Annotated in this window: 23 protein-coding genes; 16 read left to right on the top strand and 7 right to left on the bottom strand. The window is 47.7% G+C overall.

What is annotated here, in order from left to right:
* Window positions 1–2 precede the first annotated feature (2 nt).
* Window positions 3–647: a hypothetical protein gene (locus tag NC996_RS00420; protein WP_190537071.1), complete on the bottom strand. Its 645-nt coding sequence runs from the start codon at window positions 645–647 to the stop codon at window positions 3–5.
* 434 nt (window positions 648–1081) lie between these two features.
* Here NC996_RS00420 and NC996_RS00425 point away from each other — a divergent pair, with 434 nt between their 5' ends.
* The 3 genes from NC996_RS00425 (at window position 1082) to NC996_RS00435 (ending at window position 5678) form a co-directional block, all read left to right on the top strand.
* A complete protein-coding gene (locus NC996_RS00425; protein WP_190683201.1) occupies window positions 1082–1507 on the top strand; it encodes a DUF4278 domain-containing protein in 426 nt (141 codons plus the stop codon).
* A gap of 448 nt (window positions 1508–1955) precedes the next feature.
* Window positions 1956–4565 carry a bifunctional aconitate hydratase 2/2-methylisocitrate dehydratase gene (acnB, locus tag NC996_RS00430; RefSeq protein WP_190683204.1) on the top strand — a complete coding sequence of 870 codons (2610 nt, stop codon included), beginning with the start codon at window positions 1956–1958 and terminating at the stop codon, window positions 4563–4565.
* Window positions 4566–4829: 264 nt separating this feature from the next.
* Entirely contained in the window at window positions 4830–5678 is an 849-nt protein-coding gene (locus tag NC996_RS00435; protein ID WP_190439943.1) for a pentapeptide repeat-containing protein, read from the top strand.
* A 181-nt stretch (window positions 5679–5859) separates the two neighbouring features.
* On the opposite strand, the gene NC996_RS00440 is transcribed toward NC996_RS00435, so the two are convergent.
* Window positions 5860–6189 carry a phosphomannose isomerase type II C-terminal cupin domain gene (locus NC996_RS00440; protein WP_190440011.1) on the bottom strand — a complete coding sequence of 110 codons (330 nt, stop codon included), beginning with the start codon at window positions 6187–6189 and terminating at the stop codon, window positions 5860–5862.
* A 277-nt stretch (window positions 6190–6466) separates the two neighbouring features.
* On the opposite strand from NC996_RS00440, the gene NC996_RS00445 reads away from it, so the two are divergent.
* Together NC996_RS00445 and NC996_RS00450 are read left to right on the top strand one after the other, a co-directional pair.
* Window positions 6467–6898 carry a nuclear transport factor 2 family protein gene (locus NC996_RS00445; protein WP_190683207.1) on the top strand — a complete coding sequence of 144 codons (432 nt, stop codon included), beginning with the start codon at window positions 6467–6469 and terminating at the stop codon, window positions 6896–6898.
* A 161-nt stretch (window positions 6899–7059) separates the two neighbouring features.
* Window positions 7060–7278, top strand: a complete 219-nt coding sequence (locus NC996_RS00450) for a hypothetical protein (protein ID WP_190430739.1) — start codon at window positions 7060–7062, stop codon at window positions 7276–7278.
* Window positions 7279–7729: 451 nt separating this feature from the next.
* Here NC996_RS00450 and NC996_RS00455 read toward each other — a convergent pair whose 3' ends face one another.
* On the bottom strand, window positions 7730–8263 hold the full coding sequence (locus NC996_RS00455) for a hypothetical protein (protein ID WP_190683210.1): 534 nt from the start codon (window positions 8261–8263) through the stop codon (window positions 7730–7732).
* A 95-nt stretch (window positions 8264–8358) separates the two neighbouring features.
* Here NC996_RS00455 and NC996_RS00460 point away from each other — a divergent pair, with 95 nt between their 5' ends.
* Window positions 8359–8592, top strand: coding sequence for a Nif11-like leader peptide family natural product precursor (locus tag NC996_RS00460; protein ID WP_190528204.1), 234 nt, complete (start codon window positions 8359–8361; stop codon window positions 8590–8592).
* 242 nt (window positions 8593–8834) lie between these two features.
* On the opposite strand, the gene NC996_RS00465 is transcribed toward NC996_RS00460, so the two are convergent.
* Window positions 8835–9719, bottom strand: coding sequence for a tetratricopeptide repeat protein (locus tag NC996_RS00465; RefSeq protein ID WP_339380202.1), 885 nt, complete (start codon window positions 9717–9719; stop codon window positions 8835–8837).
* A gap of 314 nt (window positions 9720–10033) precedes the next feature.
* On the opposite strand from NC996_RS00465, the gene NC996_RS00470 reads away from it, so the two are divergent.
* The 3 genes from NC996_RS00470 to NC996_RS00480 all read left to right on the top strand — a co-directional run bounded on the left by NC996_RS00470 (window position 10034) and on the right by NC996_RS00480 (window position 13765).
* Window positions 10034–11620, top strand: coding sequence for an efflux RND transporter periplasmic adaptor subunit (locus tag NC996_RS00470; protein WP_190683213.1), 1587 nt, complete (start codon window positions 10034–10036; stop codon window positions 11618–11620).
* 87 nt (window positions 11621–11707) lie between these two features.
* On the top strand, window positions 11708–12925 hold the full coding sequence (locus tag NC996_RS00475; RefSeq protein ID WP_190683216.1) for an ABC transporter permease: 1218 nt from the start codon (window positions 11708–11710) through the stop codon (window positions 12923–12925).
* A 75-nt stretch (window positions 12926–13000) separates the two neighbouring features.
* Window positions 13001–13765 carry an ABC transporter ATP-binding protein gene (locus tag NC996_RS00480; RefSeq protein ID WP_190434062.1) on the top strand — a complete coding sequence of 255 codons (765 nt, stop codon included), beginning with the start codon at window positions 13001–13003 and terminating at the stop codon, window positions 13763–13765.
* Window positions 13766–13871: 106 nt separating this feature from the next.
* Here the strand turns inward: NC996_RS00480 and NC996_RS00485 are convergent, their stop codons facing one another.
* Window positions 13872–14393, bottom strand: coding sequence for an orange carotenoid protein N-terminal domain-containing protein (locus NC996_RS00485; RefSeq protein ID WP_190683219.1), 522 nt, complete (start codon window positions 14391–14393; stop codon window positions 13872–13874).
* A 207-nt stretch (window positions 14394–14600) separates the two neighbouring features.
* Here NC996_RS00485 and NC996_RS00490 point away from each other — a divergent pair, with 207 nt between their 5' ends.
* Together NC996_RS00490 and aspS are read left to right on the top strand one after the other, a co-directional pair.
* Complete coding sequence (locus tag NC996_RS00490) at window positions 14601–14906, top strand: hypothetical protein (protein ID WP_190528200.1); 306 nt, start codon at window positions 14601–14603, stop codon at window positions 14904–14906.
* A gap of 374 nt (window positions 14907–15280) precedes the next feature.
* Window positions 15281–17086, top strand: coding sequence for an aspartate--tRNA ligase (gene aspS, locus NC996_RS00495; protein ID WP_190683460.1), 1806 nt, complete (start codon window positions 15281–15283; stop codon window positions 17084–17086).
* Between the two features lie 132 nt (window positions 17087–17218).
* Here aspS and NC996_RS00500 read toward each other — a convergent pair whose 3' ends face one another.
* Complete coding sequence (locus NC996_RS00500) at window positions 17219–17521, bottom strand: Dabb family protein (protein ID WP_190528198.1); 303 nt, start codon at window positions 17519–17521, stop codon at window positions 17219–17221.
* Window positions 17522–17902: 381 nt separating this feature from the next.
* Here NC996_RS00500 and NC996_RS00505 point away from each other — a divergent pair, with 381 nt between their 5' ends.
* Window positions 17903–19552, top strand: a complete 1650-nt coding sequence (locus NC996_RS00505) for an alpha/beta hydrolase (protein WP_190683222.1) — start codon at window positions 17903–17905, stop codon at window positions 19550–19552.
* A 75-nt stretch (window positions 19553–19627) separates the two neighbouring features.
* On the opposite strand, the gene NC996_RS00510 is transcribed toward NC996_RS00505, so the two are convergent.
* Window positions 19628–21190 carry a hypothetical protein gene (locus NC996_RS00510; protein WP_190683225.1) on the bottom strand — a complete coding sequence of 521 codons (1563 nt, stop codon included), beginning with the start codon at window positions 21188–21190 and terminating at the stop codon, window positions 19628–19630.
* A gap of 520 nt (window positions 21191–21710) precedes the next feature.
* Here NC996_RS00510 and NC996_RS00515 point away from each other — a divergent pair.
* The 4 genes from NC996_RS00515 (at window position 21711) to NC996_RS00530 (ending at window position 25396) form a co-directional block, all read left to right on the top strand.
* Complete coding sequence (locus NC996_RS00515; RefSeq protein WP_242028870.1) at window positions 21711–22394, top strand: general stress protein; 684 nt, start codon at window positions 21711–21713, stop codon at window positions 22392–22394.
* 78 nt (window positions 22395–22472) lie between these two features.
* Window positions 22473–22991 (top strand): BON domain-containing protein, encoded by a 519-nt coding sequence (locus NC996_RS00520; protein WP_190434074.1) that lies wholly within the window; start codon window positions 22473–22475, stop codon window positions 22989–22991.
* 248 nt (window positions 22992–23239) lie between these two features.
* On the top strand, window positions 23240–23800 hold the full coding sequence (locus NC996_RS00525) for a DUF1269 domain-containing protein (RefSeq protein ID WP_190683228.1): 561 nt from the start codon (window positions 23240–23242) through the stop codon (window positions 23798–23800).
* 198 nt (window positions 23801–23998) lie between these two features.
* The gene (locus NC996_RS00530; RefSeq protein WP_190434077.1) at window positions 23999–25396 is read left to right on the top strand and encodes a TldD/PmbA family protein; all 1398 of its coding nucleotides are present in this window, start codon (window positions 23999–24001) and stop codon (window positions 25394–25396) included.
* Window positions 25397–25492: the final 96 nt, after the last annotated feature.

The following is a 25492-nucleotide window of genomic DNA, read 5'->3' on the forward strand; positions in this document are numbered from 1 at the left end:
TATTAGTCAGGACAATGGCAGGTATTCGTTGTATAGCATCTTTGGCGACTTCCTCTCTTCTTTCCGTCTCTGTCGTAACAGTCTCCATCGTCCCGACATTCTAATTTTTCCTCACAGATGGTATCGCGGGGAAAAACTCCAACATCTTTGACAGAAACTTCCGCTGTAAAAGTGCCTTGTTCAATTATTCTTTCTCCTTCTTTAATTTCATACTCAAACTTATTTTCGCCTTCTAAAACTGCAAAAGTACGAGTTTGATGGCTATTTCCCAAACTCAAATCAACCCCTTGAGAATATTGCCCTTCACTGTAACCTCTGCTCGTGTAGGGATAAGGATTACTCTTCATGCCCTGAGTCACGTTCCGGATTGTCACTTTCCTTTTCGGTGCGGGTGGAGTTGATTTAGAAACAAACTGAGCTTTCCTTGTGCCGGGATTCATTACAGTTCCCGGACATTGTCCGACATATTCAACTCGCTTAAATTGAATTTCATTGACATCGAAATTATTGCCGTTACTTACCAGGAACTCCGCCCCGTTTGCATTTGCCCGATTCACAAAAACCACAACCAGCACGAAAGCCGCAATGATTAGAATGGCGGTTCTTTTGATTAAAATTTGTAACGCAGAAAAGCTTTTGGGTTTCATAATTTTTCTTGGCACCACTAAAATCGAGTTGTTTATCCTTCTGAGGAGGTAGACGAAGTTTAATACTTCCGATAGAGGGTTCTTGACTAATTTTAGTGTCGTTGATGAACCATTGATTGTTTCCCGATTTGTACAGCTACTTTTCGCTTCTCCCGGCAACTAAATCAAGTAAAGCAATAGGCATCAGCAGCCAGTAGAGTCTAGTTGGACGATTTCCCAGCGATCGCTCAAAAGATTTTCTTAAAATCTCTTAAAAATTGACACTTTAAAAGGAAAAATGTAAAAATAGATACAGAAATAAATTAGCTAGTTCACCACTGACTGAGTATTCATAGCCGTCAGTGGCTCTGGGGAATAAAAGTAGAGCGCGATCGCGAAGCAGCGTGCCTTGCTTAGTCACAAATACTCAGGAAACTCAATCGGAGGCGAAACTTATGAAACTCTCTTATCGCGGCGTCAGCTACGAAAAAACTTCACCCACGCTGGAAGTAACCGAAAGCGAGATTGTGGGGAAGTATCGGGGACAGACTTACAACGTTGCATATCCCAGACATATTGCAGTTCCCGATGCGATTGTTAACTTGAACTATCGGGGAGTCCCCTACTTCATCGGCAAAACCGGCACGACTAGGGATGCTCTAGAGAGGCAAATCTCATGTGAAGGGATGGCATCTCTAGGCGATCGGAAATTGCCAACCGATACAAATCGGCGAAAAGTGTTGGATAACGCCGCTAAAAGTCACTTAGCGAATATCCACCGCAGCTTGGAACATCGGATACAAGTCGCTAAAGCCAAAGGTGACGAAAATCTAATTCGCCTTCTAGAAGCAGAGTCGAAGCAACTGACATTGTGCCTCTAGGAGTTTCCAGAATATCTGGCTGTGCTTGCGGTTGAGTCAGCAGTAATTGCTGACTCAACCGTAAAGAGTGAAGGAGCGCACTCCTCCCCCTTTAGGTGTAAAATCTTATCTAAGCACGAAATCTTCAAAGCTGAAGACGACGGATTCCTGGTTTATAAAGCTACGTGGGCGATAGAGAGCGATCGCCCTTTTTTTATGGGAATGTATCCTGCCAGATCAACCGTTACGGGTAAGGGTAGTTGCAGCGAATCCTACAAATTTTATTCCATTTTTTCACAATAATTAATAAAGTTGATCTGCGACTTAAGTAGTAGCGCCATACCTTGTGTTGACTTCTAACTATCGAGGGCAAAAGCGTGTGAATCGCATCCTTCCGATTGAGAACACAAAAGCGATGCGATAAAAGCGCTACCGCCCCCAAATTTTGCTGAGATTAGGAGACTTGAAAATGCTTGAATCTTATCGTCAACACGTCGCTGAGAGGTCGGCACTCGGAATTCCACCACTGCCGTTGGATGCCCAGCAGACTTCTCAATTGTGCGACTTGTTGAAAAATCCTCCAGCGGGTGAAGAAGAGACGTTGTTGGAATTGCTGCGCGATCGCATTCCTCCAGGCGTCGATCCAGCTGCTTACGTGAAAGCTGGCTTTCTCACCGCTGTCGCCAAAGGCGAAACCATTAGCCCTTTAGTTACCCCTATCTATGCAGTAGAACTGCTGGGAACAATGGTAGGCGGCTACAACGTGCAATCGTTGATAGATTTACTCAAATCTGATGATGAATTGGCATCAGCCGCCGCAACAGCTTTAAGCAAAATCATGCTGGTGTATGACGCCTTCCACGATGTCTTGGAATTGTCCGAGACGAATTCCTATGCCAAGCAAGTCATTGACGCTTGGGCGGCGGCGGAGTGGTTTACCAGTCGCCCCACCTTGCCAGAAGCGATTACCGTCACCGTCTTCAAGGTGCCCGGAGAGACGAACACCGACGATTTATCTCCCGCCACCCATGCCACAACCCGCCCGGATATTCCATTGCACGCCTTGGCAATGCTGGAATCTCGGCAACCGGGAAGTTTGGAAACGATTGTCGAGTTGAAGAAAAAAGGGCATCCCGTAGCGTATGTAGGGGATGTCGTAGGAACGGGTTCCTCCCGGAAATCTGCAATTAACTCCGTTTTGTGGCACATCGGGCACGATATACCCTTCGTACCTAATAAACGGGCAGGGGGATATATATTAGGGAATGCGATCGCGCCGATTTTCTTCAACACCGCCGAAGATGCAGGTGCATTGCCCATCCAGTGCGATGTCACCCACATGGAAACCGGCATGGTAATCACCATTTATCCTTACAAAGGTGAAATTACCAACGAATCAGGCGAAGTAATCTCCACCTTCAGCCTCAAACCCGACACCATCACTGACGAAGTACGCGCAGGCGGACGTATTCCCCTCCTGATTGGGCGTACCCTCACCGATAAAACCAGAATTGCCCTCGGATTAGTAGAACCCAGTCCAATCTTTATCCGCCCTCGCCCTCCCATCGATACCGGCAAGGGATTTACTCTAGCGCAGAAAATGGTCGGGAAAGCCTGCGGACTCAATGGTGTGCGTCCCGGCACTTCCTGCGAACCGCTGATGACAACAGTTGGTTCTCAGGATACAACAGGACCCATGACCCGCGACGAGTTGAAAGAACTCGCCTGTCTCGGTTTCAGCGCAGATTTGGTGATGCAGAGTTTCTGCCACACCGCCGCTTATCCGAAGCCCGTTGACATCAAAACCCATCACGAACTGCCCGATTTCTTTGCTTCTCGTAGCGGCGTGGCCTTACGACCGGGCGATGGCATTATCCATTCTTGGCTGAATCGGATGCTGCTACCCGATACCGTAGGAACGGGCGGCGACTCCCACACCCGTTTCCCCTTGGGAATTTCCTTCCCCGCCGGTTCCGGCTTAGTTGCTTTTGCAGCTGCTTTGGGCGTGATGCCTTTAGATATGCCAGAATCCGTCTTAGTGCGGTTCAAAGGCGAGTTGCAACCCGGTGTGACGCTGCGGGATATCGTGAACGCGATTCCCTACGTGGCAATTCAAAAAGGTTTGCTAACAGCAGAGAAGCAGAACAAGAAAAACATCTTCTCCGGGCGAATCATGGAAATTGAAGGCTTGCCAAATTTAAAAGTTGAGCAAGCTTTTGAACTTACCGATGCGAGTGCTGAACGTTCTTGTGCAGGCTGCACAATTAAGTTAAGTATCGAGACAGTTTCTGAATATCTGCGTTCCAACGTAGCGCTGATGAAAAATATGGTAGCGCGGGGTTATCAAGATGCCCGTACCATCATGCGCCGCGTTGCAAAAATGGAAGAATGGTTGGCAAATCCCGTATTAATGGAAGCCGATTCAGATGCAGAATATGCGGAAATTATCGAGATTGACTTGAACGAAATCAAGGAACCAATCGTCGCCGCACCCAATGACCCAGATAATGTTAAGTTGCTGTCCGAGGTTCAGAATGACCCCGTACAAGAAGTATTCGTCGGTTCTTGTATGACGAATATTGGTCATTATCGCGCCACTGCGAAAGTGTTGGAAGGCGAAGCAGCAGTTAAAACTCGCCTCTGGATTTGTCCCCCAACCCGAATGGATGAACACCAACTCAAGGAAGAAGGTGTTTATAGCGTATTTGATGCCGCAGGTGCGCGTACAGAAATGCCGGGATGTAGTCTCTGCATGGGAAATCAGGCGCGTGTGGATGACGGTACAACCGTATTTTCAACTTCCACTCGCAACTTCAATAATCGCATGGGCAAAGATGCGCGAGTTTATCTTGGTTCTGCTGAATTAGCAGCGGTTTGTGCGATGTTAGGTCGCATTCCCACAGTGCAAGAATACATGGACATTGTGGCGAAGAAGATTCATCCTTTTGAGGGTGATTTGTATCGCTATCTCAACTTCGACCAAATCGCTAATTTTGAGGATGAAGGTCGCGTAATTTCCTTGGAAGATATGCCCAAAATTGAGGATATTTTGGGTATTCCCTCTGGCGCGTTGCGCTAGTCCACAGTTAGATAAGCATAACCTGTAACAGCCCCCCTCTGCAATGGCAGAGGGGTTATTTATGGGCTGAAAACTCCTAATCGTTTAGCTTGGTGGTAGATAAGTTTCCCGCCTGCTCAATATTTCTGTATACCAGTGGGAACACTAAGTTCAAGCATGATTTGGCTCTTATATCACTTGTCAACTCATTTGAACACGGATAGAGGTAAAAAAGGGATGAGATTTAGGATTTTGGCTATCGTAATACTGGTGATAGGCATTTTTATGATCTGCATTACAGAACCAGCTTTTGCTGAAAATATCAAAGATGTCAATAAACTATTGGGGAATAACTCCTGTCTCTGGTGTGACCTTAGTGGGGCGAACGTGAAGGGAGCTAACCTCAAAGAGGCTTCCACAGGTTTTGCTGACATGAGTCGTGCCAATTTTAGTAAAGTTAATTTTAACCATGCTGACCTGAGTTCTAACGAGCTAAGTCTTTCCAACCTAAGTGGTGCTGACCTTAGCCGCGCTAATTTGAGTAGTTCCAATCTAACTGGTGCTGACCTAAGCAATGCCAGCCTGTTTGAAGCCAACCTGAGTGGCGCTGACTTAGCTTATGCAAATCTAAGCGGCGCTAACCTGCGTCGTGCTAAACTCAGTGGTTTTGTAGGTGCTGCCAACTTAAGCGTTGCTAATCTCAAGGGGGCTAATCTTAAAGGTGCTAATTTGAAGGATGTTAGTTTGGTTGAAGCTGATCTGAGTGGCGCTGATTTGAGTGATGGAGTTGATTTAGGTAATGCAAAACTCAATGGTGCAAACTTGAGTGAAGCAATTTTGATAGGCGCAAATATGGAAAAAGCCCATCTCAGTTATACAAACCTGAGCGCTTCCGACTTGAGTTATGTCAATCTGAGCAGTGCTAATCTACATGGTGCCAAGCTAAGTGGTACGAACCTAAAGGGGGCTAATCTGAAGGGTGCTATTCTGAATGACGCAGCTTTAGAAAATGCAAATCTGAGTGGTGCTGATCTGAGTGGTACAGACCTGAAAGGGGCTAATCTGAGCGGAGCTGATTTGAAAGCCACTATTCTAACAGGGGCAATTATGCCAGATGGCATAACTCACGAGTAAGACATTAAAAAATATCAGCCTCATAGCGATACCCTTTTGAAACTCAACAAATGCGATCGCATCCTCCGCCTATCGCCAAAAAACTAACCCCCTAGCCCATTCCCTACAAGGGAAGAAGCTAGAGGGTTCGATCTTGTATTTGATTCAAGTGAGAACCACGATATCCTTTGATTATGAGATGTTAGGTTTCCGCGTCGTCAAAACGGATGATGTCATCCTCTCCAAGGTATTCCCCATTTTGGACTTCAATCATCACGAGAGGAATACACCCTGGATTTTCAACCCGGTGAGGTGTAGACATCGGCACGTAGGTTGACTGTTTTTGAATTAAGGTTGTCTCTTTACCATCACAAATCACTTTGGCGGTGCCAGATACAACGATCCAGTGTTCGCTGCGGTGATAGTGCATTTGGGTACTAATGTGATGACCTGGGTTGAGTTCAATGCGATTAATCCGGTAGCGTTGCCCTTCTTCTAAAACGGTGACTGTGCCCCAAGGTCGTATCCGCATTGTGTCACTATCTTCAGGTAAGGGCAGAATCGAAGCCTGCCCCTCATTTTGGTTGCTATTCATCCCTGCTTGTCTCCGAAGATTCGCATCTCAATTTTGCCGCATTTTTGAAAGTTCCTCTGCACTAATTATCGGTGGGACAATATATCGAGGGTGCTAGTAGCTGGTAGCGGCATCCGAAGCGTGCAAGCAGGCATCCTGCGGTTCCGATGAGATTTCTACGGCTTCTCTCCGCTTGTTTTTGCCACAATTGATTTAGTTGCAGCAGCTTACAAACATGGCACAAACACAACAAAGCACGATGGAAACTGCCCAGCGTGCATTTGGGCACTTCACTCAGGGGATGGGAACCGGCAAGTGGGAACCGTTTTTGGAAATGCTTGCGGATGACTTTAGCTTCTGGTTTCCAGTGGGGCAATATCAGGGGGAAAATGTCGGTAAAGTACGGGCAGCTGCTTTCTTTGAGTATGCGTCTGAAGCTTTCAACAATGAGCTGGTGGTGACGCTAGATGGCGTTACCAGTAACGAGACGACCGTTGTGTTTGAGATTCGCTCTCAGGGGCATCTGCGGGGGAAGCCTTATCAGAACCGAGGGGCGATCGCTTTCGATGTTCGTGGCGACAAGATTTGTCGTTACCGCGAGTATCTTTCGGTTGTGGTTCAGCCCAAAGTAGAATCGCACCCAGAGCAGTCTCCGTCGCAGGGCTAGTTGTGTGATTTATATCACTCAGCAATTAGCTGCTCATCACCTTTACTTAGACCGGCGATCGCATGATTATCTAGGGTATCGTCACATTTTTTACAGTGGTTAATCACTTAGTAAACCAGACAAAAGCGTGATATTAGAAGTATCGAGTTAATGTCCGTAAGATGCCTGTTCAAATCTGCCCTCTCGACTCTGCGATCGCTGAACTATTTGCTCAAGCTACCTACACTGGTAGCATTACCCTGGCTGACCGATATGGGCTGATGGCTGCACTGTTGCAAGATGCAATCAGCGAAGAAGACAAACGAGCAATTGATCGGCTACTTTACGCTGTCCGCAAGAACCGGCTGAAAGTTGTAGATGAAATTTCTGCCCTAATATAAATAGTGCCGGTGATTAAGATTTACTATTACTTTATTGTTAATTTTTTTAGTATTTTGCTGCGCTTTGATTCTACAAATATACAACATTGAATATTTAGAGCAACCATTAAATTTTACCAGAATTTTTTATGACCTAAAGATAAATATTATAAAAATAATAATTTGATATTTATCCTATAAATCTCCTGCTAATTAAATCCATAGTAATCCTATTGGATTTGCGAGATGCCACCCTTCAGCTCCCCAGCTTCTCTAAGAAGTTGAGGTCTCATAATTCACGAATTATTTAGGACGGCTATAGCCGTTATCGTACTCTAGTTTGTGCTTTTCATCTACCAATCAAAATAATTACTAAGTATTATTAATATAAATTCATGGCTTTAAGATGTGAATACGCTGCCATAATTCATCTACTCACATACTTTTACCTTTCAAGAACTGCCGCTAAATTTTAATCACTTTGAGGTTTTAATTCCCAATTAAGAAGCCGGGGAATCTGCGACAAGTGTACGCCGTAATTAAAAATCCAAAGGACAATTTCCAGCACTAATAATCTCTGTATCCAGATTGTCCCACTCTCACAATTCAGAAGCGTCAATCCACTATATAATTGCCAAACGCGATAAGGAAGGTATAAGCAAGGAACCATCACGAACGTACAGGATTGAAACCATCTCGTTGTCACGCTTTCGGATAAAATTTGTAACCCCAAAATGACAAAGTACGGCACCAGTACCTGAAATACGCTGGGATGATTCCACCATATGCCCCACAGAACCATTGCTACTAGGGGAAGCGCCACTCCCACTAGCAGTACAACAAATAACCACGCTCTAAACCAAGGCGGAAGTGGTTGAGGAATCGTGAAGGGAGGTGAATGTCTCCAAAGCCAACCCGCAAAGATAAGAAAAGACGTAACAATTACTAGGAAAAGGAGGTTTTCTAAAAGAATATTCAGGTTGGTAGATGCGGCTGTCTGTAACATAGGATTAAAAAAGAATTTCAGCAGTATAGCGCACGATTAAAATGGCTATAGTGCATGAACTAAAAAAGACACAGTAGAGTAGGGGGATTGTCAAAATGTCTAAAGAAAGTGCCTGTCAATTTCTGGAAGCTGCTACCTACGATCCAGGTTTACGCGAAAAATTCCAAGAAGTAGCTAGTCCAGAGGAATTCGTAAAAGTTGCTCGTGAATTAGGCTACGCCTTGACCACTGAAGAATTGAAGGATGTCGTCAAAGAACATAGTGAAGGTGTCATCTTGAGAAGGCAGACAGGCGTTTGGCCTTGGCTGCGGAGGGTTAACTGGATTTAGTGTATTGTCGCAGAGATGCTCCTAAGCGCGATCGCACTGTGGAAGTAAAACAGCGAAGCAATCGGGCATTCACAGTAAACAGCAAGCTGTTGAGCCTCTCGATGCATTTGGCGTAGACCCTACACCCTATCTAGTGTCTGTGGGTTTGTCTTGAGCTTCTATGCCTTTACGTTTAAAACTACCCGCAAAAAAATAAAGGACGAAGGATAAAATCTTATCCTTCGTCCTTTATTCTTCATGCTTCACTCAGGGGCGTTTTGCGGTTGTCGAGGTTCGTTGTCATTTTGGGCAATTGTTTCCTGAATTCTGGGAGTTAACAGGAACTTTTTCGTTTCTGTGAGCAAGCGATCGCCCCAAAGATTTTCTTGGAGAAATTTTACATCGGCGTAGCGACTGTCTAACCGAATCGCAGCCTCTCCCAAAGACAAACCCTGTTCGCGATCGCCCTTCGCATACAGCGCCACCGCCATCGCCAACCGGGGTTCTGCCGCCTCCTTATCGAGAGAGCTAGCGGAACGCCACTCACTAAGCGCCCCATCTATATCGCCCATTTCGTACTTAACTAGCCCAATATTATTAATTGCAGGCCAGAATTTCTTTTCCTTAGCAACCGCCTTTTGGTACTGAGCGATCGCATCTGGAAACCGTTTCAGTTTGTAATAGGCATTGCCTAAATCAAACAAAGCTTCCGGGACATCGGGTTTGATCTTTAACCCAGCTTGCAAAACACTAACAGCTTCCTGATACTTTTCCTGCTGAAAGTGCCCGCTTCCCAGAGCAAATAGAATCCCCGGTTCGTTGGGTTGAAGGGTTCTCGCCCGTTGCAAGGCATCAATGGCATTATTTACCTCCTGCGCTTGCAAAAACAAACTTCCTAGTAAAAACCAGGTTTGATAACTGTCGGGAGCCAGCTGAGTCGCCAATCGCGCTCTGGGCAATGCTAGATCGTATTGTTGGAATCGCGCTAGCTGAGCCGCATCTTGTGCCAGGTTCAAACCCTGCTGCTCTAGCTCTTTTGACTCCATTTGTAGCGTATAGGGCACGAGTGCTTGCCCAGAGGCGGGGAGAGCAACGCTCCCTAAACCAAGGAAAACAAGAAGCGGGAATATTGAAAAACGTTTAGGCACGGTGCAGCCTCAAAGAAATAAGCGAAGAAATGTTCAGCAACCTTACCAATAATTTAACTGACCCTAGCAGAAATCGAGAGCAAAGCCACACGTTAATTTGGGGATCGCTGTAACGGATTGACGGGAAACACTAAACAAGGTTCAATCCGTCAGGAAGTTCAAACTCGCTAAAATAGGGAAACAATAAGCAACTTGCTGTAGATCGATACAGGTGAGTGTGACTCCTTGGTGCTAAAGCTGAATCCCATCGTCATTAAAATTACCCTCATTAAGCAGTCTGTTCATTCGTACTACCGGACTTAAAAACTACGCGAATGCAACTTCCACTAATAAGCAAAGTCAAGAACCCTTCTCGGTGGGTCATTGGGCTGATAGCGTCTAGCATCTTGGTAGTTGGCTCTACCACTTATTTCATCCTGGGTCGGGCAACACCCAAACTAGATATCGAGAGCCTGACCGTACCCGTTAAATCGCAAACCTTGAAAGTACGGATTACCGCTAGCGGTACCGTCGTGCCCGTTCAAAGCGTTAATCTCAGCCCCCCCACATCTGGGCGTTTGGCAAAGTTATACGTCGAGCAGGGAGATAGAGTCGAGCAAGGGCAAAAAATCGCCCAAATGGAGAATTCCCAGCTTCAGGCTCAATTTTTTCAAGCTAAAGCCAATCTGGCGCAAGCTCAAGCCAAACTGCAACAAGCTCAAGCGGGGAGTCGTCCCGAAGAAATCAATCAGGCAAAAGCCCGTCTAGAGCAAGCGAAAGCCCGTTTAGCTGCGGCGCGGGTGGGTCGCCCTGAAGAAATTGCCCAATTCAAAGCCCGTCTAGATCAAGCCGAAGCGAATCTAGCATCGGTGCAAATTGGTCGTCCCGAAGAAATTGCCCAGACCGAAGCTCAAATCTCTGCCGCCGAAGCGCGGGTAGAGTTGGCACAAAAACGAGCCAATCGCAATCAACAGCTAGCTTCTCAAGGAGCAATTTCTAAGGATCAGTTGGATGAGGTGCTGACAGAGTACCGCAATGCCAGCGCTAACCTTCGAGAAGCCCAACGACGGCTAGAGCAACTCAAAAACCGCACTAGCCAAGAAATCCAGCAGCGTCAAGCGGCAGTAGCAGAAGCGCGATCTGCCTTACAGCAAAGCCAAAAGGGTGGTCGCAGCGAGGAAATTTCTCAGCGAGAAGCGGATGTCGCAGAAGCGCAGGCGGCTCTACGACAGTTAGAAAATGGGACGCGCCGAGAGGAGATTGCTGGGTTAAAAGCAGCCGCTGACGCTGCCAGAGCTTCGATGCAGGCGGTGCAAGTCCAGCTCTCCGACACGGTAATCATCGCTCCCTTTTCGGGGATTGTGACGCAGAAATACGCCACAGAAGGCGCTTTCGTTACTCCCACAACTTCTGCTTCCACTACGGCTTCCGCTACCTCGACTTCAATTGTTGCTATTGCCAGAGATTTAGAAATTCTAGCGAAAGTCCCAGAGGTAGATGTTGGGCAGATTACCCAGGGACAGCCGGTTGAGATTGTGGCAGATGCCTATCCCGACCAAGTGTTTAAAGGCAAGGTCAAGCTGATTGCGCCGGAAGCGGTGGTCGAGCAAAATGTCACGTCTTTTCAGGTGCGGGTCGCTCTGGAAACGGGTAAGGAACAACTGCGGTCGGGAATGAATGTTGACCTGACTTTTTTGGGGAAACCTGCGAATAATGCCTTGGTCGTTCCCACCGTGGCAATTGTCACCGAGAAAGGAAAGACGGGTGTATTAGTCCCTGATGAGGAGAAAAAACCGCAGTTTAAAGCGGTGACGATTGGCCCATCGATTGAAAACCAAACGCAGATTTTAGATGGTATCAACGAAGGCGATCGCGTATTCATCGATTTGCCCAAAGATAGCAAACCCAAGCCAGAGGAATAAGGAGAGTTGGTAATGGGTAATAGCTAATTAGTCATTAGTCAGGTTTCTGATTACCCCTTCTCGATTACCAATTACCGATTACCGAATATGGATATTGTAGAAAGCGTCAAAATGGCTGCCACGACGCTGGTAGCAAACAAACTGCGTAGCAGTCTCACCATGCTCGGCATTATGATTGGCAATGCCTCGGTGATTGCGATGGTGGGAATTGGACAAGGAGCGCAAAGGCTAGCGTCGGAGCAGTTTGAGTCGTTGGGGCCAAACGTGCTGTTTGTGGTTCCTGGTTCCCAGAAAACTCGGAATACGACCTTTGAGGTGCCGAAAACGCTAGTTCTTGAAGATGCCAGAGCGATCGCGTCTCAGGTGCCTTCCATCCAAGATGTCGCTCCCCAGATCAATTCCAGACAATTAGTTACCTACCGCAGCAAAAATACGACTACATTGATTCTCGGTACAACGCCAGAGTATCTCTCAGCGAGAAGTTTTGATGTGGATCGAGGACGATTTATTACCGATCTTGATATTAAGCGGAGTAATCAAATTGTCATCCTGGGGTCAGAATTAGCAGATAAATTATTTGACAATCAAGATCCGATCGGGCAACAACTGCGGATTAAAAATATCAGCTTTCAAATTGTTGGCGTGATGAAACCCAAAGGTTCGGCGCTGGGAGATAATCCGGATGAAGCAGCTTATTTACCCATCACTACCCTAGCGAATCGGATTGTGGGAAATACGTCTCCCTATGGTCTTGAAGTGACAGCTATCTCTATTTCTGCCAAAGATGAAAATAGCATTGGAGCCGCTCAATTTCAGGTAGCCAATCTGCTGCGGTTGCGGCACAAAATCAACGGTGAAGATGACTTTACCGTTCGCAGTCAAAAAGACCTTTTGGGCATTGTAAACACGATTACCAGTGGTTTGACATTCATGTTAGCTGCGATCGCGGCAATTTCCCTGTTTGTCGGTGGCATTGGCGTCATGAATATTATGCTCGTCTCCGTCACCGAACGCACCCAAGAAATCGGGCTTCGCAAGGCGATTGGCGCACGGGAGCAAGATATCCTGATTCAATTCATCATCGAAGCAGTAATTCTCTCAGCGGCGGGTGGCTTATTAGGGACTCTGATTGGCGTTGGCGGGATCTCGCTCGTCAGCGCTTTCACCCCTCTGAAAGCTGGCATTTCACCCGTGGCAATTGTTATTGCTGTCAGTGTTTCTGGCGGGATTGGGCTATTCTTTGGCGTCGTCCCGGCGCGACGAGCCGCTAAACTCGATCCAATTGTGGCTTTGCGGAGTGCTTAAAATGCACGAACAATGTTTAGGATTCCTCGTTCCTCGCTAAAGCTTTTGAACAATTAGCCATTATTCCATCCTTCAATGAGCAATCAACAACTCACTCCTGAGTCCTCAGCCCTCAATCCTTCAAAAAAACCTGTCGTCATTCGTATAGAGGATGTCACCAAGGTTTACGGCGTCGGCGATACAGAAGTTCGCGCCCTGGCTGGTGTGAGCTTAATTGTAGAGGAGGGCGAATATTGCGCGATTATGGGGGCGTCTGGATCGGGCAAATCCACTGCGATGAATATTATTGGTTGTCTTGACCGACCCACTGACGGACGATATTACTTAGATAACGTAGATGTGTCCTCTCTAGAAGATGCTGACTTAGCGGGAATTCGCAATCGGAAGATTGGTTTTGTGTTTCAACAATTCCATCTCTTGCCACAACTAACAGCGTTAGAAAATGTCATGCTACCGATGGTTTATGCGGGTATTCCGAGTGCTGAAAGACGCCAGAGAGCAACCGTTGCTCTGACTCGCGTTGGTTTAGAGCATCGACTGAATAATCGACCGAATCAACTATCTGGGGGACAACAGCAGCGGGTCGCGATCGCGCGTGCGATTGTCAACAAACCCGTCTTGCTGCTTGCTGATGAACCCACTGGCGCACTGGATTCCAAAACGACCGAAGAAGTGATGGACATCTTCACAGAACTGAATACCAGCGGCATCACTGTGGTCATGGTTACGCACGAACCCGAAGTTGCTCGTCTCACCAAACGCATCGTCTGGTTCCGCGATGGACAAGTGCTGCATTCCCATTTGACCCCAGGCGATATTGGTAAAGTCGCCGTTTCTTAATTGCAAAAAGAGCGTTCAATTCCAAGAACGCTCTTCTTTTATGGCATTTCGGATCAAATCATGGGACGCACGGCTATACGCCCCTGCGATGGCATAAGGAAATAATTTACAGGCTGGCAGTCTTACCAGTTTCAGCTTGAGAGGGAATTGGCTTCACGTCCGTATAGCCCATGTTGCTAACGATTGTCCGGAACATGGAAATTTGTCCCTCAAAGTCAAGACCTTCAATTTGACCCATTAGGTCGTTAACGGGGTTATTTGCTTGGTAGTCCGAGGGCACATCTACGACCGTATCACCCATACCCTGCGCCCAAGCATACCAAACCATTAACTGATTATTCTCTTTCAAAGCCCCATAAGCATGGGAATATTCTGTGTTTTCGCGATTGACAATTTCTCGCATAATTGCCAACTGGCGATCGTCATCCAAATCAAAAAATTCTCCTAACAGCTTCGGAGCCAGTTCTGGATCGGTTGCAGTTGGGGCAGCGGGAGTAATCGAATCTCCCATCTTTTCATAAACGTAATAAAACCATGCTAGTTTGTCATCCGTGTTCAACGCTTCAAAAGCCTCAACCACTTTTTGAGTTTCACTGGAAAGAGCTTGAGATTTTTGGTTTGTATTCATAAATTTTATCCGACAGTGAGGTTAATATTTCCAAGAGTTGCAAACTTGGTGGGTTAAAATCGCCCTCCAAGAGAGAGAGTTTGACTCACTCGGTTTTGCAGATTGAGAGTTGGCTAAGGATCTATCTCAAGAGGGTCAGAGGAACGGGGATCGCTCCTTTAAAATCTAAATTGCAGATAAAAAAGTCTAAATAAATAGGAGTTACTTATGACTGAAGAAGTGAAACCCGATCCGAATCAAGCGACAACTCAAGATGCCCAGCTAGCTGCCGAACGCATGGTTGCAGGTGAAGAAGCAACGCAAAGTGTCGATTTCGACGCTGACTACGCAGCATCAAAAGAATTTAGCGTTAGTGAAGTTGACCAGAGTGGTGCTGGTGCCCAAGCTGCTGAAGCTGCAACAGGTGCTGCCCGGAAAATGCCCCAGCCAACAGAGATGAAATCCTCACCAGAGGCTCATAGCAATCCAGACGACTTCCGGGAAATGGCGAAGGATGTCAATCCTAGAGCTTAAGAAAAAAACAGCCAATAAAAGCGATAAATCGTGGAAAAAGCGATAGGACTGGGTAAACCAGGGAAGTAAAGCCGTATTCACTTAAAAAAAATCAGGATAGCGATCGCGTAGACGATGCCGCAATGATTTGGCTCTAGGCTAGTTTAGGGTCACTGCGACGTATCCCAATCGCTCAAAATGCAAAAATATGGCTCAACCAAGCGTTGGTTGAGCTTTAGTTATTTTGGTACCAATGTCAGGAATTGTTAGGGGTTCGGTAGGTTCAGCCCCTAGCAGTTTGAACAGAATTACAAAGAATGCAGGATAATGGGCAAAGCTTTCACATTTTGTTACCTTTAAATCCCAATCTTTCAGCAAGCATTCGATCGGCAACCATGCGAACCCATTACTGCGGCGAACCTAGAAGCGAACATATTGGACAAACTGTCACCTTGTGTGGATGGGTAGACCGTCGCCGCGACCACGGGGGGGTGATATTTTTAGATTTGCGCGATCGCACCGGCATCGTTCAAATTATCAGCGACCCAGTGCGGACGCCTGACTCTTACGCAGAGGCGGCAAATCAGCGCAACGAATACGTCCTCAGAATTACAGGTCGAGTCAGCAAACGTCCCGAAGACTCGCTCAATCCTCGCCTCCCGACTGGCGAAATTGAAATTTACGCAGACAAAATTGAACTGCTCAATCAGGTCTACAAGCAGCTGCCCTTCCAAGTAGGGGCGGGAGACACAGAATCCCTGCGCGAAGACTTGCGATTGAAGTATCGCTATCTAGACTTAAGACGCGATCGCATGACTCGCAACCTCCAGTTGCGTCACCAAGTCGTCAAAGCCATCCGTCGCTACCTGGAAGACATCGAAAACTTCATCGAAATCGAAACGCCGATTCTCACCAAATCGACTCCCGAAGGCGCACGGGATTACCTCGTACCCAGCCGCGTCAATCCCAGCGAGTGGTATGCGCTTCCTCAGTCGCCGCAGCTATTTAAGCAAATGCTGATGGTATCCGGCTATGACCGTTATTACCAGATTGCTCGTTGCTTCCGAGATGAAGATTTACGCGCAGACAGACAGCCAGAATTTACTCAGTTAGACATGGAGATGAGCTTCATGTCTCAAGAAGAGATTCTCCAGCTCAACGAAAGTTTAGTTTGCCATATCTTCAAAACGGTCAAAGGCATCGACTTACCCCGTCCCTTCCCGCGCCTGACTTATGCAGACGCGATGGATCGCTACGGGTGCGATAAACCAGACACCCGCTTTGGCTTAGAACTTGTCAACGTTTCCGATTTGCTGAAAGATTCTGGGTTTAAGGTATTTTCCGGCGCTGTCGCCTCTGGCGGTATCGTCAAAGTATTGCCCGTTCCTGGCGGAAACGACGCCTTCTCCAACGTGCGGATTAAACCAGGCGGCGACCTATTTAAAGAAGCTAGCGAAGCCGGTGCTAAGGGTCTTGCCTATATTCGCGTGCGGGATGACGGCGAACTCGACACCATTGGCGCAATTAAAGACAACCTCACCGAAGCGCAAAAGCAAGAATTGCTAAGTCGCACAGGTGCAAAACCCGGTCATCTTTTGCTATTTGGTGCGGGCGATACGAATACGGTTAATAAAACCCTCGATAGATTGCGCCAGGTGATTGGTCGCGAATTGGGACTCATCGCTCCTGACAAAAACAACCTGCTTTGGGTGACAGACTTCCCGATGTTTGAGTGGAATGCGGATGAGAAGCGCCTAGAAGCGCTGCATCATCCCTTTACTGCTCCCCATCCCGATGATTTGCACGACCTGAAGACGGCACGGGCGCAAGCTTATGACCTGATTCTCAACGGCGTGGAAGTTGGCGGTGGAAGTCGGCGGATTTACCAGCGCGAGGTTCAAGAGCAGGTGTTTGAAGCCATTGGCTTGGCGAAAGAGGAAGCGTATGCCAAGTTTGGATTTCTCCTAGAGGCATTTGAATACGGCACGCCGCCGCACGGGGGAATTGCCTACGGTTTAGACCGCTTGGTGATGCTCTTAGCCGGGGAAGAATCGATTCGGGATGTGATTGCTTTCCCGAAAACACAGCAGGCTCGTTGTTTATTAACCGATGCGCCCTCTGGTGTCGATGGGAAGCAGTTGAAGGAATTGCACGTTGCTTCGACATACAAGCCGAAATCCAGCGAAAAAGACAAGCAGTAACTCGCGCGATCGCAATCAAGATTTAGAGGCGCACAATGAATTGTGCGCCTCTAAAATTTTGGGAAAGGGAAACAGAGGCGTGTGGAAAAGATAGCGATCGCTTCCCTATCGTTCCAATCTCTTCAAAGACTATTAAGCTTCAAAATCAAAGATGATAAAATCATCTAAGCATTTTAATATCGCAGACTTCACTCGTTCGTGTTCGGGATGCGGCAGATAGAAATCGCGGGCATCCGCGCTCTCAAATGTCATCAAAAATCCGTGGTTATAGCCCTGGTTCAGCCCCTCGTGACTAGAATAGGCTCCCCCAGCATAGTAGGTAATGCCTGGAATTAATTGCTGAAGTTCACCCAGTTGGTTTAACAAATCTGCAATCTTTTCCTGCGTTATTTCTGGTTTAAATTTGAGCAGAACCATGTGTTGAATCTGAGGCATTTGCTTAGGTTACTGATAGCAGAGTCTCTAAAAGCTTAGCTGGGAACAGAAAGAACATACAGCCAGACGCGATCGCTCTAATAAAATTCTGTCACAAGCGCTCGCCCCTTAATCCTGCTTCTTTGGGTGCTTGCTGTCTTCAACAAATTCACTCGCAAGACCAAATGGTTCTCAATTATTCTGCTGCTTGTGAGCTGCTTGCTGCACTTGCTCTATGGTTGAAAGTCGCGGCTGTACAGACAAAGGCTACAACCTAACGTCATCCGCTTCGTGCCTGTGAAGAATAAATTGCACGGTATACATCTATAGGGGCGTACAGCCGTGCGCCCCTACAATAATTGCAAGTAGATAGCCAAAAAGCACAAACAAGGAGAAATATTCATGCGATCGCGCTTGAGATGGCTGTTGTCAGTTATCAGCGTCCTCAGTGGTTGCGCCTACATCAGCGGCGCGACCCCTTCTGTACAAGCCGCTCAAACCATCGTGGTTCGGAAAGGCTCCTCTACTGAATCCATTAATATCGCGGATCTCCGCCAGCTTGCGGAAACGGGAACGACCCCATCGTCTCTGAGAAGTTTTGCAAGAAACCTGTCTTCGCAACAAAGAAGCCAAATTCTGTCAGCGCTGAGGGCAAAATTTGATATTGATGTTGTGCAAGTGAGTCGGTTACTCGATACTCAGATTGGCAGCGCGATCGCATCTTCTTTGGCTAGCACAACATCGCGTCAGGATAATGTCGGAGTGCTAGACGTGCGATCGGGACTCGTATTAGGGGCTAGGGCACCAGAAGGACTGTCTTTACTCAGCTTTATCGAAGCTTATCCCCGTCAAACGCTTGATATAGACTTAAGTCGGGCGTTTAAAGTTGTCGAAAATTTTAACAGCGCTTTTTGGCAAACTCAGTGGTTTATGGCAGAGATTGCCCCCCAACTGACTGTCAAGCGCCCCCAACTTAATTTACCTTTCGATCCCACGCTACCGGGAACGGCATCCGTGCAGGTGCTGAACTTGAAACTCAATGATACCCAGCGCCGCCGGGAAATTCCCCTTGATGTTTACTGGTCGGAAGCGGCTTCTCCGGCTAAACCGATAATTGTTCTATCGCATGGCTTAGGTTCGGTTCGCACCGATATGCGCTACCTGGCAGAGCATTTGACATCCTATGGCTATGTAGTGGCAGCCTTAGAACATCCTGGGAGTAACGAAAGTCATGTGAAGCAGGTAGTTAGAGGCAAAGCTCCCTTATTGGATGCTCAGGAGTTTTTGAATCGTCCCAAGGATATCAGTTTTGTTATCGACGAACTAGAAAAGCTGAATCAAGCCGGGGAACTTCAGGGGAAACTGGCACCCGATCGCGTCATGGTAATCGGGTATTCTCTGGGGGGTAGTACAGCTTTATCGGTTGCGGGTGCCGAGTTGCAATTAGCGTCTTTAAAAGAGCGCTGTAAAGGGAATGTAATTTCCTTCAATCTTGGGGAAGCTTCCCAGTGTTTTGCGAGCGGACTTCCAGAAGACCGCTATCAACTGCGAGATCCCAGAGTCAAAGCAGCGATCGCGTTTAATCCCACGACGTCTTTACTCTTTGGCGAAACGGGTTTGAGCGCCGTGCAAGTCCCCACTTTAATTGAAGCTGCTTCCGCCGATAAGACGACTCCGGCTTTAACCGAACAAATTATCGGTTTTTCTAAAATACCCGCTCCAAAATGGCTGGTGGGTGTAGTGGGAAGCACCCATCTGAGTGTGAAAGATCCCAGCACTACCCAAGATCAAGCGAGACAACCGAATACACTGTACACGGGCGGGGAAATCGTTGGCGAACAGGCGGTTGCCATCCGCAGCTACATGAAAGCGATCGCGCTGGCAATGGCAGCACAACTCACCGATGATGCTGCCAAGTACGCGATTTTCCTCACCCCAGAATATGCTCAGTTGGCATCAACCGATGCTTTCCCGATTCGCCTCGTCACGGAGATTCCGCCCCAAGCGCAAGCTGTGGTTGACGATTTTCTTCAGAATCAATCCAAGAGATAATTTCGCGCCAAGACGCCAAGATGCTAAGAATAACTTCTTTGCGCCTTGGCTCGAAATAAAATCACCGATTACCCACTACTGCAACTTGATGTACTTCTCCACATCTTCAATCTGGGGATCTGGAAACTGAGTTAGCACTTGCCATAAAACCGTGTAACTGCCATCAGCACGGCGGCTGACGGGACGGAAGGCGACCAGGACATCGCTACTGGGCAATTCTAAAATTTGGTCAAGATAGCGGCGTTGTTCCCTGGAAACGATACCTCCCGTCTGAACCACTTCCGGCACCTGGAATTGGACTAATCGCATTAAGTAGGTGTGGTTCAGCATCGCTGGTGCATTTGGGGAGAGGCGGTCGATCGAGGATGCGATCGCTCTCGTCTGTTGCACGGGTTCGCTGAAAGCCACCTGACCCAGCTTTCCCGTGATAAACCGCTGTCGATCTACCTGAATCGATGCCAATTGATTCGGCGGACGATAATTCAGGAAAAACTGGCGTGTTTGCGGCGATAAGGCGCGGACTTTCTTCAAGGTGGGATCGAGGTTTTCTAAGGGGACTTCTCCCAAATCCACCATAAAGCCATAATCTAGCCCTTGCTGGGCAATCTCAAAGTTACTACCTTCCATCCGAACCGCAAAGCGCGGAGTAAATTCATCCCCAGGACCAATTCGCACCGATGAGGGAGTAGATTCCTCATCGCTACCGCCGCCAACTCCCCGCAGCAAGGCTGGAAATGGGAAACGCTCTGCTACGCTGGGCGAAAGCCGATTTCCTAGTGGATTCAGTTGTTGACGGTAAGCCTCAGATGGTAAAACGCGGGCAATGCCGGTGTTGGGCTGAGAAAGAAATTCGGTATACAGACTTGGCTCTTGCCGATACAGGGCGTAGGTGTTGCGTTCGTTTAATTGGTACGTTTCCGCGATATCAGTAAAACGGGCGGAGGGGGGAAATGCTGCCACAGCTTGTCCCAAAAACTTTTTGGCAGTTTGGAGGGTTGTCACGGTTTGTTGGGAGGGCGCGATCGCTGGCTGAATTGGCGGCTGATAGCCAGAAATCGGTGTCTTTGCCGCTACACCAACGACTGGCGGTTCCGGAGCGGGAAATCTGGGCACTGGAACCGCCAAACGCTGAGGAGGTACGGTCAAAATCGACGGTTGACCAATTGCCAAAGGATTTCCTCTGGTGGGAGCGAGAATGGACTGTCGCCGTTCTAGCACCGGACGCAGGGGCAATAATTGCTGCGTCGAAGCATAGAGCGCGCAGTACACCTGCGCCTGCTCCAAGGTTAAATTAGAGCCTGCCGGGGTAACGCCGTTCGTGCGGGTACACAGCAAAGCAGGATTGGGATATTGGCTCTTGAGAAAGCGGTCTACTTCTCCCTGGTGGAGGAGGATTTGCCCCTCCGCCGCAAAAGCCGGGTAGGGTTCGGGAGACGCACTCGCTCTTTCGATTCGATTAATTAAATTGATTTGAGTTTGTACCAATCGCTGAGCTTGGGGCCAGAAACTTTGATCCGAAGCTGAACTCGAAGGGATTTGGCGGCTTACACCCAGCCTTTGGGACTCTGCCTGCGCGATCGCCTGTCCGGACACCAAGCTTAGTAGGGAAGACACAAAAATTAATAATAAGTACCGCATCTGAAACTCCTCAATCTGACAACTTGATAAAACAACCCAGTAGACCTTATTTATACTTCCCTGTTTTGACCCAAAAATTAAAGTCCTCTGTTTTTAATAAAATCATTGAATAGGAGAAAATATTTTTTTGTCTATCACTTCTTGCGCTTCCTATTTAACAGTCTACAGAACTCTAACTATTTGTTTTCTTTTTACTAGCGTTTCCTAATATATGTTTTTTTGTTAAGAAAATAAGCTTTTGTTTCTCAAACTCTTACTGTGCTTGCTAGTTGAAGACCCCTAAAAAGATTGTTAATAAAGAGCAGACGGTCAAAGTGCAACTCCCTCAATTAGTAACGATCTAATTCCTAAGGAAGATGGGGAATTGCAAAAAAACAGAAAATTGGAGATTGAAGTTATATCTGAAGATTGATGGCTTTGGTCAAATAAAAAGCAAGAATTGAACTGTTACTGACAGACTAATGCTGCTGTGTTAGTAACACAATTTGGTTAGGTTCAGTGGCAATCGGAGAAAACACTGATGTTAGGACAACATAAGCGTGCTGTTGGCGTATTTTCAAACTATCGAGACGCCGAAGTAGCACTGACTGAACTAAAAAATTCTGGTTTTTCTATGGACAACGTGTCCGTAGTAGCTCGTGACGCGGACAAAGGAAACGACATTGCTGGTGCCGATGTAAGCGATCGCGTTGGCAATAAAGCCGACGAAGGTGCGAAAGCAGGTGCCGTCACCGGCGGTACTTTGGGCGGTCTAACAGGCTTGCTCGTTGGTCTGGGAGCCTTGGCAATTCCGGGACTTGGCCCTGTCATGCTAGCGGGAGCAGCAGGCACCGCTATTGCTACAACCCTTTCTGGCGGTGCCATTGGTGCAGCCGCAGGAAGTCTTTTAGGTGCATTAATCGGTTTGGGAATTCCTGAAGAAAGAGCCAGACACTATAGCGATCGAGTATCCCGTGGGGATTATTTAGTAATGGTAGACGGCAGCGACGACGATATCCGTCGTGCCGAAGCGATTCTCAGTCATCGGGGAATTCAAGATTGGGGTATCTACGATGCTCCTGCCACCAATACAACCACTACAACGACAACTCGCACATCTGATATTGCCGATCCCAGTGGTACCTATCAAACTCCAGTAGTTGATACAACTCCACGCACGGATACCCCGGTTCAAATTATCGACCGTCGGGAACAGACTCTTTAGGCTGATTTGAGAACGATTGAACGGGGTGGGAGGTAAAAAGCTTCCACCTCTTATCTGCTCGAAGTGAGGAATTGAAAAATGAACAAGTTTTTAACATTACTGTTTAGTGGCGTCTTGTTAGTGAGTGTTGCTGCTTGCGATAACAACGAGAAAACGTCTGATGGAGCGAATTCTGATTCAAGTCAGACTTCTTCGCCTGCTGCAACCGGAGCCGCCAGTCCAAATGCCAGTGCCCCAGCATCACCCTCGGCTGATGCTTCAGCACAACCCGATCAAGGCGCGAAGAATGATGCATCGAGTGATGTCCGCAAAAGACAGCTAGAATCTGATATTCGGGCACGCGAGCAACGTAATAATGCTGCTGGCGACCCCCTAAAAAGAGCTGATAGCGACTTGGAAAGCGAGGTTCGTAGCAAGTTAGAAGCGAACTTGCCCAGCAGCAAATTAGAAATTGATGCTAAAGACGGAGCTGTAACAGTTGTAGGAACTGTAGAAAAGCCAGATCAAGTGGCAAAAATAGAACCGTTGGCGAAGGAAATCAAGGGGGTTAAGACAGTAGCTGTTCAAGCGAAAGTTGCCCCAGCGCAGAAAAATTAACTTTACTAGGACTTAGGGCCTGGAAACCAGGAAATCAATTTCCTGGCTGAAAGCCCAAGTCAGTTTTCACTGAATAAAACAACTCCAATCAATCCGTTTCATGGGTTTGAGCGATGAAGCTGGAACTTTAGTGGGCTTTAGTTCACGGCAACTGGATAAGTCCTGTGTAATAACGGTGAAACTGTAATTTGATTTCGCTTGTGGCAAAACCACGAATAGATCCCTAAAGAGTTAGAGAGGAAAGGGTAATGGTGCTTACTCAGCCAAAACGAGCTTTTGGCGTGTTCTCAAGCTTGCAAGATGCAGAAGGCGCAATTCAGGAATTAAAAGCTGCTGGCTTTCCAATGAATCAGGTTTCTGCAATCAACAAAGAGTCTGAGCCAGTATCCCCGCCACCGGCTTCTAAAGCGCAAGAAGGCACGACCATTGGCGCGATCGCGGGTGGTGCAGCCGGAGGTGTCTTGGGTTTGGCGCTGGGACTAGGCACCATTGCCGCCATTCCCGTATTAGGGCCAATTAGCATTATTGGGGTGGCAGCCACGGCTTTAGCGACTACTTTAACCAGTGGTGTGATTGGTGCAACCGCAGGCGGCTTATTAGGTGCCTTGACTGGCTACGGGATTCCTGATGAGCAAGCCGCAATTTACAACGATCGCATTCATCATGGGGACTATTTCTTGATCGTTGAGGGCACAGAAGCAGAGGTGCGTCAAGCTGAAGCAATTCTCAACCGTTGGAACGTCCAAGAATTAAGAATTTACGATGCTGCGGCATCACCACCGCCATCCATCAATGAAATGCCTCTTTAATATTAGAGATTCTTGTCCAGGTAGTAACAGGTGCATCTGGCTTTAAAAACCTCTTTTCCTAGCGAAAAGGGGTTTTCGTATTTTGTATTTCTATCGATTACCATAACCTCCCCGGCTCCTCGTTTCCTGCTTCCAGTGGCAAGGTGCGACCAAATAATTGCACAATGGAAGCAGTTTATTAATGTTGCTGCAAGACAAATGCCGACCTTACTGGCTGATGCCAAAAACTTGCTCGCCGACTTAATCGCTCGTTACTCACCTCAAGTCGATTATTTGGCAGTTCGGATAGAAGAAGCCGAAGGAACTGATATCTTTTTGCGCGGCGATAAGGTCGAAACCCTCACTGAAGGCATCTCCATTGGTGGACAAGTCCGGGCTTGTTACCAGGGCGGCTGGGGCTTTGCCAGCTTTAATCAGCTTTCTACCTTAGCAGACCGAATTGAAGAAGCGATCGCTGCCGCTCGGATTATTGGCGATGAAGAAACCCTGTTGGCTCCGATTGAGCCAGTACAGGCGACTTGCCAACTTCCCCTAGAAGGCAGCGATCCGCGAGAGATATCGCTGGAAACCAAGAAGCAATTGTGCGATCGCTACACTGAAATCCTCAAAAGCGCTAGCCCTTCAATCACCACCACCTCTGTGCGCTACAGCGACAGTTCCCAGCGAATTATCCTCGCCACCTCAGACGGAACGCTGATTGAGCAGTCTTGGGTAGATATGGAAATGCGCTTTGCCGCCACTGCGCGGAATGGCGAAACCGTGCAAACTGGACGCGAAACGACTGGCTCCCGCAAAGCCTACGAAGACTTAACAAATTTGGACGATCAGGTTCGGAGTGCTGCTCTCCGTGCCGTGAACGCCCTCTCTCTGCCTCCTGTGAAAGGCAATACCTACACGGTCGTCATCGACCCCATTCTCAGCGGTTTATTTGTCCATGAAGCTTTTGGGCACCTTTCAGAAGCAGACATGGCTTATGAAAACCCGGATATCTTAGAAGTGATGACCCTGGGACGCCGATTTGGACCCAAAGAACTGCAAATCTTTGACGGTGCTGCTCCTCCCGGTCATCGTGGCAGCTACTTATACGATGATGAAGGGACGCCTGCTACCACGACTCAGCTAATTAAGGATGGCATCTTAGTTGGACGCCTCCACTCCCGCGAAACTGCTGGAAAGCTGAGCGAAGCCCCCACTGGCAACGCCCGTTGTCTGAATTACCACTATCCCCCCCTTGTTCGGATGACGAATACTTGGATTGAGCGGGGTACAACGCCCGTGGAGGATTTATTTGCAGGGATCAAAGAAGGCGTCTACGCTCGTAACTGGCTGGGTGGTATGACGAATGGAGAAATGTTTACTTTCTCCGCCGCTGAAGCTTGGATGATCCGCGACGGCAAGATTGCCGAACCCGTTCGGGATGTGACGCTTTCGGGGAATGTTTTCAGCACCTTGGCGGATATTGAAGCGATCGGGGATGATTTCTACTGGGATGAATCCGGCGGCTGCGGGAAGGGAGGTCAGAACGGCTTGCCAGTTGGTTGTGGTGGGCCAAGTCTCCGCATTCGCAATGTCATTGTGGGAGGCGATGCAGAATAGTTAAAAATTAGAAATTTCGTCAGTGTCATGAAGTTTTCACGATTGGAATGACCTAAACCTCGGCATTCTTCCTTTCAAGAGACAGAGAAGACGTCA

This window comes from Trichocoleus sp. ST-U2 (assembly GCF_039961875.1).
Classification (GTDB): domain Bacteria; phylum Cyanobacteriota; class Cyanobacteriia; order Cyanobacteriales; family FACHB-T130; genus FACHB-T130.

Bases quoted from the DNA above. Each gene is read 5' to 3' on its own strand.
- NC996_RS00420 (WP_190537071.1), bottom strand. From the start codon at position 647: ATGAAACCCAAAAGCTTTTCTGCGTTACAAATTTTAATCAAAAGAACC.
- NC996_RS00425 (WP_190683201.1), top strand. From the start codon at position 1,082: ATGAAACTCTCTTATCGCGGCGTCAGCTACGAAAAAACTTCACCCACG.
- acnB (WP_190683204.1), top strand. From the start codon at position 1,956: ATGCTTGAATCTTATCGTCAACACGTCGCTGAGAGGTCGGCACTCGGA.
- NC996_RS00435 (WP_190439943.1), top strand. From the start codon at position 4,830: ATGATCTGCATTACAGAACCAGCTTTTGCTGAAAATATCAAAGATGTC.
- NC996_RS00440 (WP_190440011.1), bottom strand. From the start codon at position 6,189: ATGCGGATACGACCTTGGGGCACAGTCACCGTTTTAGAAGAAGGGCAA.
- NC996_RS00445 (WP_190683207.1), top strand. From the start codon at position 6,467: ATGGCACAAACACAACAAAGCACGATGGAAACTGCCCAGCGTGCATTT.
- NC996_RS00450 (WP_190430739.1), top strand. From the start codon at position 7,060: ATGCCTGTTCAAATCTGCCCTCTCGACTCTGCGATCGCTGAACTATTT.
- NC996_RS00455 (WP_190683210.1), bottom strand. From the start codon at position 8,263: ATGTTACAGACAGCCGCATCTACCAACCTGAATATTCTTTTAGAAAAC.
- NC996_RS00460 (WP_190528204.1), top strand. From the start codon at position 8,359: ATGTCTAAAGAAAGTGCCTGTCAATTTCTGGAAGCTGCTACCTACGAT.
- NC996_RS00470 (WP_190683213.1), top strand. From the start codon at position 10,034: ATGCAACTTCCACTAATAAGCAAAGTCAAGAACCCTTCTCGGTGGGTC.
- NC996_RS00475 (WP_190683216.1), top strand. From the start codon at position 11,708: ATGGATATTGTAGAAAGCGTCAAAATGGCTGCCACGACGCTGGTAGCA.
- NC996_RS00480 (WP_190434062.1), top strand. From the start codon at position 13,001: ATGAGCAATCAACAACTCACTCCTGAGTCCTCAGCCCTCAATCCTTCA.
- NC996_RS00485 (WP_190683219.1), bottom strand. From the start codon at position 14,393: ATGAATACAAACCAAAAATCTCAAGCTCTTTCCAGTGAAACTCAAAAA.
- NC996_RS00490 (WP_190528200.1), top strand. From the start codon at position 14,601: ATGACTGAAGAAGTGAAACCCGATCCGAATCAAGCGACAACTCAAGAT.
- aspS (WP_190683460.1), top strand. From the start codon at position 15,281: ATGCGAACCCATTACTGCGGCGAACCTAGAAGCGAACATATTGGACAA.
- NC996_RS00500 (WP_190528198.1), bottom strand. From the start codon at position 17,521: ATGCCTCAGATTCAACACATGGTTCTGCTCAAATTTAAACCAGAAATA.
- NC996_RS00505 (WP_190683222.1), top strand. From the start codon at position 17,903: ATGCGATCGCGCTTGAGATGGCTGTTGTCAGTTATCAGCGTCCTCAGT.
- NC996_RS00510 (WP_190683225.1), bottom strand. From the start codon at position 21,190: ATGCGGTACTTATTATTAATTTTTGTGTCTTCCCTACTAAGCTTGGTG.
- NC996_RS00515 (WP_242028870.1), top strand. From the start codon at position 21,711: ATGTTAGGACAACATAAGCGTGCTGTTGGCGTATTTTCAAACTATCGA.
- NC996_RS00520 (WP_190434074.1), top strand. From the start codon at position 22,473: ATGAACAAGTTTTTAACATTACTGTTTAGTGGCGTCTTGTTAGTGAGT.
- NC996_RS00525 (WP_190683228.1), top strand. From the start codon at position 23,240: ATGGTGCTTACTCAGCCAAAACGAGCTTTTGGCGTGTTCTCAAGCTTG.
- NC996_RS00530 (WP_190434077.1), top strand. From the start codon at position 23,999: ATGCCGACCTTACTGGCTGATGCCAAAAACTTGCTCGCCGACTTAATC.